Origin of the sequence: Frateuria flava, from assembly GCF_017837635.1 — a bacterium.
Classification (GTDB): domain Bacteria; phylum Pseudomonadota; class Gammaproteobacteria; order Xanthomonadales; family Rhodanobacteraceae; genus Frateuria_A; species Frateuria_A flava.
The window spans coordinates 77,601-96,104 of the sequence record NZ_JAGJRS010000016.1 but is presented as its reverse complement, the minus strand read 5'-3'; the positions used below and the strand labels follow the sequence as shown (position 1 = coordinate 96,104).

General features: G+C 66.5%; 17 protein-coding genes. 8 read left to right on the top strand and 9 right to left on the bottom strand.

The features are described 5' to 3' along the window. Positions 1-105: 105 nt before the first annotated feature. From J7I44_RS08195 to J7I44_RS08180, 4 genes are all read left to right on the top strand, one after another. Positions 106-1,026: an NAD-dependent epimerase/dehydratase family protein gene (locus J7I44_RS08195; RefSeq protein WP_209618734.1), complete on the top strand. Its 921-nt coding sequence runs from the start codon at positions 106-108 to the stop codon at positions 1,024-1,026. Between the two features lie 104 nt (positions 1,027-1,130). Then, positions 1,131-2,534 (top strand): mannose-1-phosphate guanylyltransferase/mannose-6-phosphate isomerase, encoded by a 1,404-nt coding sequence (locus J7I44_RS08190; protein WP_425599749.1) that lies wholly within the window; start codon positions 1,131-1,133, stop codon positions 2,532-2,534. Between the two features lie 438 nt (positions 2,535-2,972). Next, entirely contained in the window at positions 2,973-3,614 is a 642-nt protein-coding gene (locus J7I44_RS08185) for a hypothetical protein (RefSeq protein WP_209618730.1), read from the top strand. Between the two features lie 2 nt (positions 3,615-3,616). Further along, positions 3,617-4,255: a helix-turn-helix transcriptional regulator gene (locus tag J7I44_RS08180; RefSeq protein ID WP_209618728.1), complete on the top strand. Its 639-nt coding sequence runs from the start codon at positions 3,617-3,619 to the stop codon at positions 4,253-4,255. 75 nt (positions 4,256-4,330) lie between these two features. Here the strand turns inward: J7I44_RS08180 and J7I44_RS08175 are convergent, their stop codons facing one another. From J7I44_RS08175 to J7I44_RS08165, 3 genes are all read right to left on the bottom strand, one after another. After that, complete coding sequence (locus J7I44_RS08175) at positions 4,331-5,050, bottom strand: pseudouridine synthase (protein ID WP_209618726.1); 720 nt, start codon at positions 5,048-5,050, stop codon at positions 4,331-4,333. A 10-nt stretch (positions 5,051-5,060) separates the two neighbouring features. Beyond that, positions 5,061-5,840, bottom strand: a complete 780-nt coding sequence (locus J7I44_RS08170) for an ABC transporter permease (RefSeq protein ID WP_209618724.1) — start codon at positions 5,838-5,840, stop codon at positions 5,061-5,063. A 92-nt stretch (positions 5,841-5,932) separates the two neighbouring features. Further along, the gene (locus tag J7I44_RS08165) at positions 5,933-6,868 is read right to left on the bottom strand and encodes an ABC transporter ATP-binding protein (RefSeq protein ID WP_209618722.1); all 936 of its coding nucleotides are present in this window, start codon (positions 6,866-6,868) and stop codon (positions 5,933-5,935) included. A gap of 90 nt (positions 6,869-6,958) precedes the next feature. Between J7I44_RS08165 and J7I44_RS08160 the strand changes: the two genes are divergently transcribed. After that, the gene (locus J7I44_RS08160) at positions 6,959-7,705 is read left to right on the top strand and encodes a ferredoxin--NADP reductase (protein WP_209618721.1); all 747 of its coding nucleotides are present in this window, start codon (positions 6,959-6,961) and stop codon (positions 7,703-7,705) included. A gap of 114 nt (positions 7,706-7,819) precedes the next feature. Here the strand turns inward: J7I44_RS08160 and J7I44_RS08155 are convergent, their stop codons facing one another. Then, on the bottom strand, positions 7,820-8,521 hold the full coding sequence (locus J7I44_RS08155; protein ID WP_209618719.1) for a zinc ribbon domain-containing protein: 702 nt from the start codon (positions 8,519-8,521) through the stop codon (positions 7,820-7,822). A gap of 27 nt (positions 8,522-8,548) precedes the next feature. Further along, positions 8,549-9,085, bottom strand: coding sequence for a cyclin family protein (locus J7I44_RS08150; RefSeq protein ID WP_209618717.1), 537 nt, complete (start codon positions 9,083-9,085; stop codon positions 8,549-8,551). Positions 9,086-9,647: 562 nt separating this feature from the next. Here J7I44_RS08150 and J7I44_RS08145 point away from each other — a divergent pair. From J7I44_RS08145 to J7I44_RS08135, 3 genes are all read left to right on the top strand, one after another. Next, entirely contained in the window at positions 9,648-11,129 is a 1,482-nt protein-coding gene (locus J7I44_RS08145) for a hypothetical protein (RefSeq protein WP_209618715.1), read from the top strand. Positions 11,130-11,183: 54 nt separating this feature from the next. Then, positions 11,184-11,882 carry a hypothetical protein gene (locus J7I44_RS08140; protein WP_209618713.1) on the top strand — a complete coding sequence of 233 codons (699 nt, stop codon included), beginning with the start codon at positions 11,184-11,186 and terminating at the stop codon, positions 11,880-11,882. Between the two features lie 234 nt (positions 11,883-12,116). Next, positions 12,117-12,470, top strand: coding sequence for a hypothetical protein (locus J7I44_RS08135; RefSeq protein ID WP_209618711.1), 354 nt, complete (start codon positions 12,117-12,119; stop codon positions 12,468-12,470). A 331-nt stretch (positions 12,471-12,801) separates the two neighbouring features. On the opposite strand, the gene J7I44_RS08130 is transcribed toward J7I44_RS08135, so the two are convergent. From J7I44_RS08130 to J7I44_RS08115, 4 genes are all read right to left on the bottom strand, one after another. Next, the gene (locus J7I44_RS08130; protein WP_209618710.1) at positions 12,802-13,884 is read right to left on the bottom strand and encodes a fimbrial protein; all 1,083 of its coding nucleotides are present in this window, start codon (positions 13,882-13,884) and stop codon (positions 12,802-12,804) included. 70 nt (positions 13,885-13,954) lie between these two features. Beyond that, positions 13,955-16,717, bottom strand: coding sequence for a fimbria/pilus outer membrane usher protein (locus J7I44_RS08125; protein ID WP_209618708.1), 2,763 nt, complete (start codon positions 16,715-16,717; stop codon positions 13,955-13,957). After that, entirely contained in the window at positions 16,714-17,460 is a 747-nt protein-coding gene (locus tag J7I44_RS08120; RefSeq protein WP_209618706.1) for a fimbrial biogenesis chaperone, read from the bottom strand. Before J7I44_RS08120 ends, J7I44_RS08125 begins: the two co-directional genes overlap by 4 nt. Positions 17,461-17,534: 74 nt before the next feature. Beyond that, positions 17,535-18,077: a fimbrial protein gene (locus tag J7I44_RS08115; protein WP_209618704.1), complete on the bottom strand. Its 543-nt coding sequence runs from the start codon at positions 18,075-18,077 to the stop codon at positions 17,535-17,537. Positions 18,078-18,504 lie beyond the last annotated feature (427 nt).

The window sequence follows — 18,504 nt, the reverse complement described above, 5'->3', positions numbered from 1 at the left end:
AATATTGCTGTTCTGTCAGGCAAGTGCGTGCAAAATAGGCCCGACCGCCGTCAAGGGGGGCTTTCGGGCCTGGCAAGCGGGGCGCGAATCGAATGGGGTGGGGCCATGAACCTGGATGCACGCATCCTCGTCACCGGACAGTGCGGATGGGTGGGCGGCGCGGTGGTGCGGCGCCTGTGGGCGGCCGGTTACAACAACATCCGTTTCCTGGGGCCGGACGAGGTGAACCTCGCCCGATCGGCGTCAGTGGAGGCGTTCTTTCTGCGCCATCGGCCTGAATACGTGTTTCTCACCGCCGCGCGGGAAGGCGTCGACGGTGGCCAGTCGGACCAGGCGGTCCGCGAAAGCCTGGCGGTGCAGGCCAATGTGATCCACGCGGCGTGGCGGGCGGACGTGCGCAAGCTGTGCTTCCTCGCCTCCTCGAGCCTCCATCCGGTCGGCGCGTTGCCGCCGTTGCGCGAGGGCGCGCTGCTGTCGGCGGTGGTTCCGTCGGGCGAGAACGGCGAGGCGCTTGCACAGCTCGCCGGCATCCGCATGTGCCAAGCCTATCGGCGGCAATACCGGTTCGATGCGATCGGCGTCGTGCCGGCCGAGTTGTATGGGCCCGGCGACAGCCCCGGCGCCCAGGCGGGTGTGTTGCCTCGACTGGTCAGGCGCCTCCATGAGGCGCAATCGGACGACCTGTCGCAGCTGGCGATCGATGGCGTGCCGACGCGTCCGTGGCTGCAGGTGGACGACTTCGCCGACGCGGCTCTGTTCCTGATGCGCCAATACAGCAGCGACGTCCCGGTCAACGTCGATGGGGGCGAGGCGGCCGATTTCGCCGCCGTGGCACGCATGGCGGCGGACGCCGTCGGCTACCGGGGGCGGCTGGTGCACCGCACGTGCGCGATCGGGTCCGTCGAGGCCATGCCCGAGGGCTTGCGCTTGAACGGCATGGGCTGGGTACCGTGCATGCCGCTGCGCGACGGGATCGAGCAGATGTGCGCGTGGTATCTGCAGGTCGCCGGTGCGCTGGTCGCGTAGAAGGACGCGCAGGCTTCGCGGCTACAGGGCATCATGTGCTTTTCGCGTCGATGCTCTCCCGGCGGGGGGAGCACACGGGCGCGTCAGGTTCGATGGAGACGTTGATGATTCCGGTGATTCTTTCGGGGGGCTCGGGTACGCGCCTGTGGCCGTTGTCGCGCGAGTCCTATCCCAAGCAGTTCCTGCCGCTGACCGGCAAGGACACCATGCTGCAGGCGACCTGGCTGCGCATCGCGCCGCTGGCTTCGTCCGCGCCGATGGTGGTGGCCAACGAGGCGCACCGCTTCATGGTGGCCGAGCAACTGCGCCAGGTCGGCTGCGTGCCCTCGGCGATCCTGCTTGAGCCGGTCGGGCGCAATACCGCGCCGGCGATCGCCGTGGCGGCGTTGCAGGCGACGCGCGAGGGCGCCGATCCGCTGCTGCTGGTGCTGCCCTCCGATCACGTGATCAAGGATGCTCTCGCCTTCCAGGCCGCCGTGCGCCAAGCCGAGCCGGCCGCGGCGCAGGGCCGGCTGGTCACCTTCGGCATCGTGCCCGACGGGCCGGAGACCGGTTACGGCTATATCCGCGCCGGCGCCGATGTGGGCGAAGGCGTGCGCCAGGTGGCGCAGTTCGTGGAGAAGCCGGACGCGGCTACGGCGCAGCAGTACGTCGCCTCGGGCGAATATGTCTGGAACAGCGGCATGTTCCTGTTTCGCGCGTCGGTGTACCTGGCCGAGCTCGAGCGCCAGCAGCCGGCCATGCTGGCCGCCTGCCGCGCCGCGATCGAGGGTGCCGCGCGCGATGCCGATTTCGTGCGGCTGGACAAGGCCGCCTTTGCCGCGTGCCCGGCCGACTCGATCGACTACGCGGTGATGGAACGTACCGATGCGGCCGCCGTGCTGCCGATCGACGTGGGCTGGAACGACCTGGGCAGCTGGTCGGCACTGTGGGAGGTGGCCGAACAGGACGGCGAGGGCAACGCGCACCACGGTGACGTGGTGGCGCAGGATTGTCGCAACACGCTGGCCTGGGCCGAGGGACGCCTGGTCGCGCTGCTGGGTCTGGATGACGTGGTGGTGGTCGACACTGCCGATGCCGTGCTGGTTGCCCACAAGGACCGCGTGCAGGACGTCAAGGGCATCGTCGCCCGGCTCAAGGCCGAAGGTCGCGTCGAGCCGGCCAGCCACCGCAAGGTGTACCGCCCATGGGGCAGCTACGACTCGATCGATGTGGGCGACCGGTTCCAGGTCAAGCGCATCACGGTCAAGCCGGGCGCCAGCCTGAGCCTGCAGATGCACCACCATCGCGCCGAGCACTGGGTAGTGGTCAGCGGCACCGGCCGCATCACCCGCGGCGACGAGGTGCTCACGCTGACCGAGAACCAGAGCACCTACATCCCGCTCGGGGTGAAACACCGGCTGGAGAACCCGGGGCGGCTGCCGCTCGAACTGATCGAAGTGCAGTCGGGCAGTTACCTGGGCGAAGACGACATCGTGCGGTTCGAGGACGTGTACGGGCGCGGTTGAGGGCGGTGATCAAGGCTGACGGACGCCACCCGCCATCGGCGGGCGGCCAGGCGATTGCACCTGCAGGTCTGGCAGAACACGGCCTAGGGAACACCGGCGGGCCTTCGTAGCCCGGCCGAGATCGACGAGGAGCCGAAGAACCCGTGGTCGATCACCTCGTCCCCATGCGTCTACGTGCAGTGCAAACGGAGTGGTGACACGCAGGACCGGGCTTTTTTCCTCAAGAGGGATGGCTCCCGCAGCACGGTTGGCCGCTCCGTCCGAAACCCATCACCGCCACGCGCGCCTTCCCATTTCTACCCGGGACTGGCGCGCGGCGTCGCAGCGGGAGCGCCGACACCTAACAGGTCGGCGCTTTACACATATCTCTATTGCGCGTAAACCAGGCCCGTCCAGACTCCTCCCGTCGCACCCGCGACGGCCCTCTGGAGACCGACCATGAAACCTTCGACTTGCCTGTCCGCCCTCGTCCTCGCCGCCGCCTTCGCCGCGGCGACCCCCGCCCTGGCCACCCCGCCGGACACCCCGATGTCCGCCGTCCCCGCCGCGCCCAGACTCGACGCCGCGATGCGCTCGCTCTGGCACGGCCACGTCGTGCACACCCGCGACTACGCGCTGGCGGTGCATGCGCATGACAGCGCCAAGGCCAAGGCTGCGGCCGATGCGGTGGTCGCCAATGCCAAGCAGATCGCCGATGCGGTCGGCGGCTTCTACGGCAAGCCGGCCGGAGCGCGCATGCTCGACCTGCTCGCCGGCCACTGGGGCGGCGTCAAGGCCTTGACCGACGCGCGCGCGGCCAACGATACATCCGCCGAGCAGAAAGCCATGGCCGACCTGCAATCGAATGCCACGGCAATCGCCCGGTTTCTCGCCGCCGCCAACCCGAACCTGCCGGAGAGCGCCGTGCAGGGCCTGATGGCTACGCACGTGGCGCACCATGGCACGGAGATCCAGCAGATCATGGCCGGCGACATGAAGGGCGAGCAGTCCACCTGGCAGGCGATGCAGGCGCACATGGACATGATTTCCGACGCACTGGCCAGCGCGATCGCCAAGCAGTTCCCCGACAAGGCCTCCTGAGCATGAGCGCGCTCGCACGGCTCGGCTCGACCCAGCAGCGCCTGCTTCGCCAGCTGTTGATGGCGTCGGAGGGTTGCTCGGTGGAGGAGTTGTGTGAGCGCCTGCACATCAGCCACAACGCCGTGCGCCAGCACCTGAGCGCCATGCTCGCGCGCGATTACGTCGAGCGCGGGCAGGCGCGGGCGACCGGTGGCCGGCCGCAGGCGCGCTTCCGCCTCACCGAAAACGGGCGCGGACTGTTTCCGCGCAACTACGGCCTGCTCAGCGCCGCGCTGCTGGACAAGCTGCGCGAACGCTACGGCACGGCGGTGCTGGAGGAGATGCTGCAGGACCTGGGCCGTTCGCTAGGCAGCCACGAGGTGCCGCTGCCGCCGGAGGCCAGCCACGATGACGTGGTGCGGCAGCTGGCCAGCCAGCTCGATGCGCTGGGCTATGAGGCGGTGGTCGCGCGGCACGGCCAGGAACAGCAGGTGGAAGCCTTCAACTGCGTGTTCCACGCGCTGGCCCGCAGCGTGCCGCAGGTGTGCAAGTTCGACCTGGCGTACATGGAGGCGGCCAGCGGCCGGCGTATCCACCACATGGAATGCATCATCCGCGGCGGCCACGTCTGCCGCTTCCGCATCGGCGAGGTGAAGCGTTGAGTTTCTGTAGGAGCGCACCCTGTGCGCGACGGTGGTGCCCCGCGATCGCGCACAGCGTGCGCGCCTGCAAGGTATTCACCACCGTGTGCGGCCGGGCAACAGGCCCTTCAGTTCCGCATCGGTGAGATTGCGCCACTGGCCCGGGCGCAGGTGGCCCAGGCGGACGTTGTCGATGCGCACGCGGCGCAACTGCGTCACGCGGTAGTCGAAGGCCGCGGCCATCAGGCGGATCTGCCGGTTGAGCCCCTGCGTGAGCACGATGCCGAAACCGAACTTCGCGATCTTGCGCACCTTGCACGGCAGCGTCATCTGCCCGTGGATGCGCACGCCGCGCGCCATGCCTGCGAGGAACGCGTCGGTCACCGGCTTGTTCACCGCGACCAGGTATTCCTTCTCGTGGCGGTTCTCCGCGCGCAGGATCTCGTTGACGATGTCGCCGTTGCTGGTGAGCAGAATCAGCCCTTCGGAATCCTTGTCCAGCCGGCCGACCGGGAACACGCGCTCGCGGTGGTCGACGAAATCGACGATGTTGCCGACTACGCTCTGATCGGTGGTGCAGGTGATACCGACCGGTTTGTTCAGCGCGATGTAGACCGCCTGCTTCGCCGACGGCGTGGCGGCCAGCACGCGCATGCGCACCAGTTCGCCATCGACGCGCACCTCGTCGCCCTCGAGCGCCTTGGCGCCGGTACCGACCACCTCGCCGTTGATGGTGACGCGGCCGGCAACGAGCCACTCGTCCGCCTCGCGGCGCGAGCACAGGCCGGCCTCGCTGATGTACTTGTTGACGCGCATGGCGGGACGGTCAGGAACGCAGGCCCACGCCGCGCTTGAGCAGCTGCAGCGCCACGATCGACAGCCCGGCGACGAACGCCAGCATCACCACGAACGCGACCCCGATGTGCACGTCGCTGATGCCCAGCACGCCGAAACGGAAGGCGTTGACCATGTACAGGATCGGGTTGGCGCGCGAGATCGCCTGCCACGGCTCGCCCAGCATGTTGACCGAATAGAACACGCCGCCGAGGTAGGTGAGCGGGGTCAGCACGAAGGTCGGCACCAGGGCGATGTCGTCGAATTTCTTGGCGTAGACCGCGTTGACGAAGCCGGCCAGCGAGAAGATCGTCGCGCCGAGCAGTACCGAGAAGAAGGTGACCAGCGGGTGGGCGATGTGCAGCGAGGTAAAGAACAGCGCGATCATCAGCACCAGCGCACCGACCACCAGCCCGCGGGTCACCGCGCCGGTCACGTAGCCGAGCAGGATCACCCAGTTCGGCATCGGCGAGACCAGCATCTCTTCCACCGCGCGGCTGAACTTGGCGCCGAAGAAGGAACTGGAGATGTTGCCGTAGCTGTTGGTGATGATGCTCATCATCACCAGCCCCGGCACGATGTACTGCATGTAGCTGAAGCCGCCCTGGATGGTGCCGATGCGGCTGCCGATCAGCTTGCCGAAGATGACGAAGTACAACGTCATCGTGATCGCCGGCGGGATCAGCGTCTGCGTCCAGATGCGCATGATGCGCACGATCTCGCGGCGCACGATGGTGTGCAGGGCGACCAGGTTGGCGGTGGTGTTGCTCATGCTTGGTCTCGCTTTGGTGTCCCGGCGCGCGGGAAACGGTGAGGGTGTTTCGTGTAGGAGCCGAGCTCCCGCAGGGGACGGTGGCGGTGGGCTCAGGCGGCCTTGTCGCGCCCGTTCTCGACCAGCCGCACGAACAGCTCCTCCAGCCGGTTGGTCTTGTTGCGCATCGACCTGACCGTCACTCCGTGCGCCGACAACGTGGCGAACAGCGAGTTGAGATCGTGTTCGCGCGCCATCTCCGCTTCCAGCGTGTAGTCGTCCACGCGGCGCAGCATGACACCCGGCAGCGTCGGCAACGTGGCCGGCGCGGCAACCACGTCCAGGATGAAAGCCTCCACGTCCAGCGTGGCGAGCAGCCGCTTCATCGTGGTGTTCTCCACGATCGTGCCGTGGTCGATGATCGCGATGTTGCGGCACAGCTGCTCGGCTTCCTCCAGGTAGTGCGTGGTCAGGATCACCGTGGTGCCGGCCGCGTTGATGCCGCTGACGAACTGCCACATCGAGCGGCGGATCTCGATATCCACGCCGGCGGTCGGCTCGTCCAGGATCAGCAGCTTCGGCTCGTTCATCATCGCGCGGGCGATCATCAGGCGCCGCTTCATGCCGCCGGAGAGCATCCGCGCCTGGTGCTGCGCCTTGTCCCACAGGCGCAGCTCCTTCAGGTACTTCTCCGCGCGCACCGCGGCGAGCTTGCGCGGGATGCCGTAGAAGCCGGCCTCGTTCACGCAGATGTCGAACGGCTTTTCGAACTGATTGAAGTTGATCTCCTGCGGCACCAGGCCAATCAGCTTCATCGCCTCGTTGCGCTGCTGGTTGACCGACACGCCGAAGATGCGCGCGTCGCCGCCGGTGGAGTTGACCAGCGAGGAGAGAATGCCGATCAGCGTGGACTTGCCCGCGCCATTGGGGCCGAGCAACGCGAAGAAATCGCCCTGCTGGACGGTCAGCGAGATGCCCTTGAGGGCTTCGACGCCGTTGCCGTAGGTCTTGCGCAGACTGTCGACGACGAGTGCGGGAACAGATGACATGGGCTGCACCGTGGGGGCCAGCCCTTTATTATACGGGGCCGTTTACCTGCCGCCCGCTCACGCCGGGCGTGCCTCCCGCTCCGGAATCCCATGGCCGACCACTTCACCCTCCGTCTCGTCGACAGCTACATGCTCGCCCCCAGCGTGCGCCACCTGGTGTTCGAGCGCGCCGACGGGCAGCCGCTGGCCTTCCAGCCCGGGCAGTTCCTGCAGGTGCATTTCCACTACGACGACGGCACGGCGACCAAGCGCAGCTATTCGGTGGGCACCGTCGGCGACGGCAGTTCCCCGACCATGCGCATCGAGATCGCAGTCAGCTATGTCGAAGGCGGCGCGGCCACGAAACTGCTCGCCAACCTGCAGCCGGGCCAGACCATCGAGGCCAGCGGCCCCTACGGCCGCTTCTGCCTGCAGCCGGGCGACACCCACCCGCGCTACCTGCTGCTGGCTACCGGCACCGGCGTCACCCCCTACCGAGCCATGTTGCCGCTGATCCGCCAGCTGCTGGCCAGGGGCGACCGCGAGGTGGTGCTGCTCTACGGCGCGCGCAATGAAGCCGAACTGCTCTACGGCGAGGAGTTCGAGGCCTTCGCGAAGGAAAACCCCGGCTTCACCTTCCACGGCTGCCTCAGCCGCCAACCCCGCGCCGTACCGCGCCCGAACGACCGCAGCGGCCACGTACAGACGGTCCTGGCCGAACTGGCCCCGCGCGCCGACCGCGACATCGCCTACCTGTGCGGCAACCCGAACATGGTCGATGCCGCCTTCACCGCCCTGAAGGAGTACGGCCTGCCCGTCTCCCAGATCCGCCGCGAGAAGTACATCAGCTCGCGTTGATCGGCGATCCCGGCCAACCCCGATCCACCGCATCGATGTTCCCCTCTTCCCGGGGGCAGTAATCGGGTCCCGCAGGGAACAAGTGCAGTACGCTCATCCGCCACACCCGCCTGTTCAGTACAAGGGCGCCGGCGGCATCCCGGGCGGATCACCACTTGCCGCACGCTGACCGCACTCGGGACAAAAACGGCTGCCGGCCGGCAAGGTGGCGTGGCAGCCGCTGCACTGCGGGCTGGTGGCCAGTGCGTGGCCGCACTGTGGGCAGAATTTCGCGCCGCGTGCTTCTGCATGACAGGAGGGGCAGACCAGTTGCTTGCGCGTCTGGACGTCTACCCGTCCGGCCAGGTCGGCACCGGCTTCTCTTGCCCGGTCCATGGCCGCGTCGCGCTGGCCCTGGTAGCGTGCCGTTTGCACGCTGGCGGCAAGGTCCGGAGCACAGACCTGGCACAGGCCGGTGTCGGCATTCCAGCAGCGGGCGCACACGTGGTTGTGGCACTGCGCGCAACGGTTGAAGTGTTGCTTCGCGGCGGCCAGCGCCTGCTTGAACGCTTGGTCGCGTGCGGTGCCCCAGCCCGCGCGGGCCAGGCCGTCGACCGCATTGTCTACGCTGTAACCCACGCTGCCCAGCAGGTTGCCCAGCAGGCTGCCGGCTTCCTGCATCCAGCCGGAAGCGCGGCCGCTGGTGTAAGGCTGAAACGGCGAGCGCCAGGTGTCGTTGCAGCACTCGCAGTAGAACTCGAACTGGAAGCCGGCGCCGGTGCCGGACTGTATGCAGCGGTCGCGGTGGTTATCGGCGAAGTGCAGGTCGTTGGTCATGAAAGTTCCGTGGCTGGGCGCGGTCGGTCAGTGGCTAAGGCAGTCGGGCAGCTTGCCCCCGTTGGCAGCCAGCAGGCGTTTCCCCAGTGCCTGCTGGTGCTGGTGGATCCGTGCGTTGTGGGCACGGTAGAACACCAGGTTGCCAGCACTGACGCGGCTGCCATGGGTATCCACGTACTGCGTCATCTCCGGATGCGACTGTTCCAGGTCCTGCATGGCCGCGGCGGTCAGCACCGACATGCCGATCAGCGCCTGGCGCCCAGTCAGGCCGTGGCGCGCAAACATGGCGTGCACGCCGGGCTGGGCGTCGTACCGGCTGGCCACCTGGTCGAGCGAGCGAGGCTGCTCATCGCCGAGGAGGGCGAGCATGCTCAGGTGGCAGGGATTCTTGGCGGCATCCTCCTGAACGGCCATGTAGCGGTCCAGGAAATCCTGGTCGAGCTGGAAGCTGTTGATCGCGGCGATGTCGGCCGCCGAGGGCGTGTCGCCGGCGCGCGTGACAGGCGGCGCGAAGGCGGTGGCCAGCGCGAGCAACAGGGTGGAAGGTACATGGGTCAATCGCATGAGCGGTTCCTTCGTCTGATCCGGCGCATGGACGAAGTTGACACCTGAGGTGCCCATTCTGCGAAGGGATGATCGGATCCCATGGGCGTGGCCTCATGCCGGGGATCGCTGCGCCCAAGCGATCGGGCGCGTCATCGCAAACGAACCAAGCAGGCGGCTCGGCGCGTCGAATGCGATTTGCGAGGACCGAAAGGTGGCGCCAAACGCGATGTGATCGCAGGAGCACGACGGCCCGGCGGCGACGCCGTGGCAAATCGGTGGCGTGGACTTGAACAGCCGCTTTCGAACATCCCTATGCCGCACACGAAATCCATGTCCACTCCCTGAGCCAGGGCGCAAAACGATAACTCACCCATACGTCATGCGGACCGCCCCATTGCGGGACCAATTCAGCAAGCGTGCGTTTGCGCCATGATAATTTGCGGCCTCCAGCCACCGGTGAGAAGGGGCGGCTGTGCCTGCCCGCCCGCCTGTTCTGGTCGTCAACTTCAGCAGACGTTAGTTTCGAGCGTCGCACCCGGGCGGGGCGAGCAGACGTCGGCCCGCAATACAAGGAAGAAAAATGAAGCTAGGAATGTGCGCTCAGTGGACGGCGGTATCGCTGTTTGTTGCGGCCTTGACGGGGTGCCAAGCCTTGCCGCGCAACCCGACGACGCTGACCCAGCCGGTCAGCACAAGTATCGCCGATGCCTACCCGACGGTGAACTGGCTCGATGTCGCCTTGCGACACCGCGAACCGCAGGCCCTTGCGCCGCGCGCAGGGCAACGGTTGCGGCCTGGCTATTACACGATGGAGCTGCAGAGTTTTTGCCTGCACGCCGGCGCTTATGGCCCGAGCCGTGGCGCGGGGTACGAGATTGGTCCGCTGCTCGGACGCGATGCCGCGGCCATCCGCACCGTTCTTCAGAACGCCGCGCACCATCCGGAGATCAACCAGGGCGATGTTCAGAGGCTTGTCTGGATTATCGAAAGCCACGCGCTGAACGACGGACTCGAGCCCGCATTCGCTGCCCGCACGGCTCCGTTGCTTGTCGGTGCGCCGACCTTGGTGCCCATGCTGGAGTCCCACAGTGGGGCCGGTTTCGGTTTGGGCGCGTGGTTGCCCGGCCAAGTGCAGGAAGTGCTGGGCAAAGTAAGCAGCTTGCAGAGCAAGTTGACCGACATGTCGCTGAGTTTCGCCGAGCTGGAGCGGGTAGCGGTTCCGGTGGCTCCCGGGGGGCTGCGCACCATCGACCCTGGGCATTGGAGCTACCAGGCCGAAGGCTATTACCTGCGCGCTTTTCCGCATAGCTATCAACACACGACTGTGGAATTGCTGCGCCTTGCGCCGGTTGTCGTCGAACGCGATACGCAAGGACGCATGAGCGCACTGGCCAGTGGCGAGCAGCGGATAGAGATTCGCTATACCGGTTCGGTAACGGCGCCATTGTCCGTGGACGGCCGGGCGGCGCTTGCGACCTGGCCCGTTGCCTCCGTTACCTTCAGCGATACGACGGGACGGCACACGATAGACAATTTCCCACCCCTGCCGGCCTATCCGGAACCCACGCCTGGGTCCGGACCGCAGCCAACCAATGCCATGGCTGACTACTATCGCCAAGCACAGCAGATGCATGAGGCGTACGACCACATCCGCCCTGATACCCCGGGCGACCGGTCGAACAAAATCGAACGCATCCATGATTTTATCGATTCGGTGGAAGACCTGGCCGATAGCTGGAACTCCCTGAAAGACGCCCATGACCGCCTGAATCAGGGGCTACATCCGGATGAGCGTGCCCTGCGGGACTTTATCGACGTTGGGTTCTTTGAGGATGGTCTTGAAGCGGCCATCAAGATTACGGACAAGAAGGCCCAGTCGGACTGGTTGCGCGAGTGGCTGCAACGCACCACCAACGCCTGGGCATACGTGACCTGCGTCCTCGCTGGTGACTGCCCGCCGCCAGGTCAGGATGACCCGCAGCTGGACCTCAGTGGGAAGACGGCTATTCCCGGGGACACCGGGCAGCAGCGCCTGGGCTTCTCTTTGAGACCTTACCGCTAATGAGGTCGTGCCCGATCCCGGGACCGTGAGAGCGAAGATCAAGGAGCAATAGACATGGCAGTTCAAGGAAAGGCGGCCGCCATGTGCGCGGTATTCCTCGCGATGGCGTGCACGGGCGCCGATACGTTTGCCCAGACACGCCAGAGCGACCGGGTACCAAACGACAGCGCCGTGGCGGCTTTTGCCGGCAACGCGGTGTTGCCTGCGGATGAAAGCGACGCACGGGAGGTTTTGTCCGATCGCATCCTGGATGGGTTTGAGGCGGCGCCACAGAGATTGCCTCTGGACGGCGGCGCGGTCATTTACTGGGGCCAGCAGTACCGGGAAGGCAATCTGCAATCGGTAGTCATTACCGATGAGAAAGGCGACATCCGCCTGATGGCCGCCGTAGATGATGTCCTGGAGATCGCGCGCGGCAATGAACCGTCCGTCAGTTCGCTTCAGCAGCACCAGGCCTTGGTGAAGAAGAAGCTGGGTGGCGATGTACCACTGGCCAGCGTATTCGTCCGGCGGCCGGACGATCTGGAAACCTACCTCCCGTTGCTCAAACGCTGGCTCCAGGCTGATCTGCTCGGCTTCAATGTGAAGTGCGCCAAGGGGCCCCGGATGACACAGGCCTGCGCCCTCGCCACCCAGGTCAATGTACGGATCGAGGCTTTCCTCATCTGCGATGACCCGCCCCGAGCGCGCGCCATAGCGGTCCCCGCAGTGGCGGCATCGACCGCCATTCCACTGGAAGCTTTCCGCATGTGATGGCTACAACGGGCCACGCCTTCAAGTTTGTCCGGGTCGCGTCGATAACTAACCCGCCAGCGCAGGCGCCCCGTTCACCACCGCTCCGATAAAACCTGTCCCGAGCACGACCGCCAAAAATGTGACGCAGTTCGCGCTTTCGGAGGGAGGTCCGTCGCGTGCCATCAAGGCCGGGCGGGCGGTGCCGAAAGCACCTTCAGGTACGCGTGTTCGCGTGTGCCGGAGGATTCGCTTATGTGGGCTCGACATTCCTGGCTGGCCTATGTCCTGGGCACGCTGGCGCTGCTCGCTGCGTCCGATGCGCATGCTGGTGGTGGCCGGATCACCTTCAGCGGTGCCATCGTGGTCCCGACCTGCGCGGTGCAGGACGAGGCCGTCGCGCAGACAGGCGGCGATTTTTCCTCGGCCGAAGCCGTTCCGTGCGGCGGTCGTTCGCAACCGGCGTCCAGTGTTTCCAGCTACGGGCTTTCGGTGAGGAGCTTGGGAGCCAGCGAAACCGCGGGCATTCCCTTGCTGCAGTATTACGCGGACTATTTTTCCGCTTTGCATGCCGGCAGCGCCCGAATCGTGACGCGGACCTATCAGTAGCCGCGTCGCTTTAAGGCGCCAGGTTCGCCTGCCACTCCGACATTGCCTGCTTATCCGTCGACGCGTAGCTCGCCATCGCTGACACCTTGCCTCCGGAGACGGCGCCATCCGCTCGAACTAACGGCTTGCCGCGACCGAACTTGAAGTCAGCGCGCGATCCGCTCCTGAAGTGTTTTCAACGGCCCAGGCAGCGCCTCAGCCGACACCGCGCATGATGACGCGAACGTACGAGTAACACCCTGCGCGGCTGGGCAGGCGAGCCTTTTCTACGCGCGGGGGGGGGCAGCCTGTGCCACGACATCCATGCGGCAAGCGCGGCGTGCCGTCGCTGCTAATTGTAGTTCAGGGTGTAGGTGGCAATGGCCTTCACGTTGCCCGCGCCGGCCGAGTTGCCGGTCTGGTAGTACTGGGCGAACAGGTTGATGTTGTAGGTGCTGGCGCTGGCCGTGCCGACCTGGGTGGGGGTGTCGAACGGAAACGCCGAGCTGCCATCGGACTGCAGCACTTGCACGCCCACGCCGGCGGCAAAGCCCGAGCCGCTGGTGGGCGCGATCACACCTGTGGTGTTGGGCTGCGGGCTGCTCGTGCTCAGGGTGAGGAAGATGTTCTGACTGTTGGGGCAGTTGACCAGCTTAAGGCTAAAGGGTGTCTTGCCCGCGGTGGTGCCTTTGCCACCAAGCTGGGTGCCGGTGATGTCGGGTAAGGTGACGATCTTGTCCTTAGAGCCTGGGTCCACGTCGCAGGTAGGCACTTGGATCTTGATGACGGCATTGATGTTGAAGGTTTCGACGGGCCGAGGGGCGACGGTGCCCTTACGATCGCAGCCCCTGTAGATATAAATGCCGAGAAAATTGTTGATGTTTGGCTTGTCACAGATATCGATCTGCCACTGCGCCAGCTGGCCGGTCAGATTGCTGTTGTCGGGCGGCAGGTAGGGCCCGGTGTACACCAGCTGCAGGTTGGAGGCCACGCTAAAGGTGCCGCTGCCGGTGGGGTAGTTCGGGTACAGCGCCAGCAGCGTACTGGCGTCCGGGTGCAGCAGGCGGTAGGAGATGCCGGGAATGCCGGTGGGGAACAGCGTGTTGTCGCCATTGACCGGCGTGGAGGCGGCGATGATGTTGAAGATGCCGCCGGCCGTGTCGCCGTCACAGGCGAGCACGGGCGGGTTGGGCGGGGTGGCCGTGTCCGATGTCCACAGAACCGAGCCCAGCTGGGTGCTGGGGGTCAGCGTGATGGTGCCTGCATTGAAGGTAACGGTAGCGGCTGTGCCACTCGCGTATCCGCAGGTGGCCTGCGCGCTGCGCGGCATCGTGACCAGTCCCAGCAGCAGCGCGCAGGCGATCAGCAGGCCGCGCAAGGGGTGCGAGGTCGTCGTCTCCGGCGCCGTGGCCTCGAACGAAAGGATCAGTTGCATGGCTCACCTCGCAGGCCGGCGCGTCGCGGCGAGGCGGTGCGCGATACCGGCCGGAAAACGTTCGGCGTGATCATGGCGCGCTTCCGCCATGGGGAGTGGTGGCGGATGCGGTCGCGCTGCAGGTGGCGTCGATCATCATGCCGATCTGACGCCGCGATGCATCGGCCGGCACGGTGTAGGCGAAGCGACAGGCGTGTTCGGCCTCACTGGCATCCTGCCAATGCGCGGCCAGCTGGCCGCTGGCGCTGGCCACGCGCAGCAAGGCCATGCCGCCCTGGCCCACCGTGCCGGCCAGGGACCCGTCCGTAGCGCGGATCTCGCTGCCGAACGGCAACGCCGTGCCGTTGTCCGTGCGGATGCGCACCACCAGCGCGCGGCCGTAACGGGTCTTGAAATCGAGCTTGACGATGGCGCCGGCATACGGCGCGACGTTGCCGCTGGTGGCGTCGAGCTGCACGCCCAGCGGCAGGCCCTGCGGGTCGATCTCGACGGTATCGAGCTGGTAGGGCGCCAGGTAGGGGACCAGCGCGTAGCCGGAGCGGCCCACGCGCAGGCCCGGGGCATTGGTGATGTGCGCGCCGGCGGCGCCAGGCACGTGCACCAGCGCCACCGTGTCGCCGGTGGGCGGACCGAAGGTCACGCCGCCGGCGTGTACCACCATCGCGCCACTGGCATTGGCCGAGCTCTGCGAATAGCCCGATCCGTGGCCGACGCTGGCGGCCAGCGTGGCGTAGGGACCGCTGTAGCCGCCGTTGACGCTGTAGGCGTTGCCGATGCCATCGCTGCCATGCGAGGCCGATGCGCCATAGGTGAACTGGTTCCACTGGCCCAGCGTGCCGTTGACGGCGGCCTGCTGCTGGTTACCGCCCTGATCGTCGTGGCTGGCGTTGAACATCAGGCTCGGCGAATGGGCACTGTTGCCCAGCGGCAGGCTGGCGCTGAGGAAGAACTGATTGTCGTAGCCGCCGAACTGGGTGCGGCCGCGGCTGGCCGAGACGCCCCAGGACAGGCGGCCGACGTGGCTGTTGTAGCCCAGCTGGAACTGGCGGTCGCTGCCGGAGCGGTTCCAGTAGTCACTGATCGACGCATTGGCGTACAGCGAACCGCCGCTCTGGCCCAGTTGCTGGCTGAGCGTCAGCGTGAACCGGTTGCGCTGCTGCACTAGTCCGCGCATGGCGTAGGGATTGTTGTTGACGAAGGCGCTGCCACCCAGTGCCGCCAGCTGGGCCTGGCTGAGCAGGCTTTGCAGCGGCACGCCATCGATCATCTGCGGCATGCCGGAGACGTTCTGCAGCGTGTCCAGTCCGCGCCGCGCGAAGTCACGCGCGTACTGCGCGTCCTTCAGGCTGAGGAAGCCGCTGGTGGAGTAGCGGTAGGCAGCCACGCTCAGCGAGGTATCGGTTTCCGGCACGATCTTGCTATAGGTGACGCGGAAGCTGCGGCCGTTGTAGTCGCCCTTGCCGGGAATCTGCGCATGCGCCTGGGTCACGTCGAGCGCCAGGGCGCCCCAGCGGGTGTTGAACGCGCCGCCGATCAATGCAGACGCATAGCCCTGCGCGCCCTGCGCGCCGGCGTAGCCGGTGAAACGGTTGCCGAAGCCGTGCTGCACCGCGGCCTGCACCACGGCGGGCTGGTCGTGCAAGGCGTTGTCACGCAGGCGGCCAGCCGCCATGTCGAAACGGGTGATGCCTGCGCGCAGCGACTGCGCAACCGAGGCATAGGGCACCTTGAATGCATGCTGGCGACCGTCGGCCTCGGTCACCACCACGTCGAGGTCGCCGCCGTAGCCGGTGGGGTACAGGTCGCTGATCACGAACGGGCCGGGCGCCACCGTGGTCTGGTAGATCTGCACCCCGTTCTGGTTCACCACGACCTTGGCATTGCTCTGCGCCACGCCGCGCACCACCGGTGCGTAGCCGCGCTGCGATTGCGGCAGCATGCGGTCGTCGCTGACCAATTGCACGCCGCGCAGGCCGTAGCTGTCGAACACCGCGCCATCGGTGTAGCTGTCGCCCACGCTGAGCACCGCCCGCCAGCGCGGCAGCGCGCGCTGCACGTAGGTATCGATGTTCTGCCAGTGGCGCTGCGCCGGTGCGCCGGCGACGCCCGACTGCCAGGTCACGGTGCTGTCCTGGCGCAACTGCCACAGGCCGATGTTCAGCGCGGAACGCAAGCCCAGGTAGGTGCTGGTCTGGCTCTGCCCGTTACTGTCGCTGCGGTAGGCATTGAGGTTGTAGTTAAGCAGGAACGCCGGCACGCCGGCATCCCACGACTCGGGGCTGACCCAGCCACGGGGGCGCTGCCGCATGTAGGCCTGCGGCACCGTGGTGTCCAGGCGCAGGTTGGGCAGGTCGAAGGCCATGGTGGCGTCGGGAATGAGCTGGGCCAGGCCCACGCAGGCGTTGTTTCCCGCTGCCTGCAGCTTCGCGATGAGTTTGTCCGAGGCCAGCCCCATCCGCTGCAGCAGCGCGGCATCCACGCAGGGCACGGCGCTGGCCTGTTCCGTCGGCGCGGCCAGGCGCACGTCGAGCCGGCCCACCCATTCGCCGTTCAGATACACATCGACGTTGTAGATGCCCGGAAACACGATGTTGCCGCGCTCGAAACGGGACAGGTCGGTCGCGTGACTGCCACCGCCGGCAAGCAGGCTGCGGTCGAAGTCGGCCAGGCCGCCGCTGGCAGCGGCGCCCTCCGGCGGTGCGGTCGCACCCTCTGGCGATGCCGCCGCCGCGGGGTATGCCAGGACGCTGGCCAGCGCCACGCCACAGGCCATCGCCAGCGCCGTGCGGCGCAGGGATCGGTGGCAGCAGGGCGGGCGCCGGAAGCTGATCACGGCGTCACGGTGGCCGTGTGCGTTTCGGCAGCGCCAAAATCATTGATGGTCACGTAGGACACCGCGATGCCAGCGGCGGGCGCGTGCGCGTCGCCCTTGAGCGGGATCGCCAGGTCGGCGAACGGCGCCACCATGCCGTGCGCCCCCGCATCCGGCTTGCTGCCGGCGCCCAGCGCCAGGCTGCTGATGGTGACGTAGTAGGGCGTGGGGTTGTGCACGACCACGGCAGACGCCTGTCCAGGCGCCGCCTTGAAAATCAGTTTGCCAGCGGCTTTCAGGGCATCGCCCTCCAGCCCGCTGGGACGATAGAAAAGCTTCAGTCGCGAGCGGATCGCGAACTGCAGGTAGTTGCGCCCGGCGTATTGCGCACCACTGGGCTTGGGCGGCACCTCCAGCACGTTCAGCCAGAACACGGTTTCGCGATCGCCGGGCAGGGGCTGCGCCGCATGCGTGAACAGGATGCGCAGGCTCTGGTCCTTGTGCGGCTCCATGCGGAACAACGGCGGGGTGATCAGGAACGGCGTGCTGACCGCGTCCGGCGTGGACGCGGCGTTGCCGGTGTCGATCCACGCCTCGACCAGGGCAGGCTTGTCGCTCTGGTTGGACAGGCGCACCGTGACCTCGCCTTGCTGCGCCGGAAACACGACGCGGGTACCGCCTACGACGATGCTGGCGTGCACTGCCGGAACCATGAGGCACAAAGCGAGCATGGCCGTGCCAAATGCACGGGTCAGGATCTTCATGGGAACCTCTGCCGAAGGATGGGTACAACAAGCTGCCGCATTCATGCGAATGCGGCAGCGGAGGCAGGCAGGCCTCAGTTGTAGGTCAGCGTGTAGGTGACCGACGCATTCACCAGGCCCGGCGTGACGGCGGTGGCCGTTGCCTGGTAGTAGCGGGCCTTGTAATCCAGCGAGGCGGTGCCGGTGGGGCTGATCGTGGCGCTCACCGGGTTCGGGTTGGTGTTCAGGTTGATGCCGGTGTCGTCCGTCTTGGTCATCTGCACTTCGACGTTCGAGTTGCCGGCGCCGGTGGCGTTCTTGATCGCGCCGGTGGTGGTGTCGATGTTGGTGCCCGAGAACGCGGCGCCCACCATCACACCCGACGGCGTGGTCGGGCAGCCGGTCAGGGTCAGCGAGAACGGCGTGGAGCCGGCGGTGGACGCGGCGCCGGTGAAGCTGCTCACGGGCACGGCCGGCAGGGTCACGGCGACGTTGCCACCGGAAGCATTGCTCACGGTGCAGGTAGACGACAGCACCTTGCCGTTGAAGGTGACGGTGTCCGCACTGGCGGCCTGCGGGGCAAAGGCGACGACGCCGAGCACGGCGGCCAATGCGGTGGAGAGAACACGCTTGGACATTGCTGTTTTCCTCTAGTGGTGTGTGACTGGCTTCAAGTGATCGGAGCGGTGCAGGCTTTCTAGAAGCGTCCGAGCTGCCGTCCGCGAATGACAAGCCCAGTGTCCGTAGAGCTGGTCTGCAGCTCGGTTCGCAATTCCTGTGCCAAAACTTGAAAAGATCAGCCAAGCCTCGGACGCGCAAGGTATTGCGCCAAAAAACTGCCGCTCCCCCAAAAAGTTCCACGGCCGAGGCCGGATGGAGTCGGGTATCCAACTGACCCCGTGTGTCACTTTCCTCACATTGTGATCACAATCACAGTTTCATCACTAAAGTCGCGCGAGGCAAGACCGATATACAGCTTTTGTAAAGGACGCTTGACATGCGTAGCGGACGCGCTTAGCCTCCCTGTCAAGTTTGCTTGACAGGTCGCCGAGGTGGCGGCTCCAT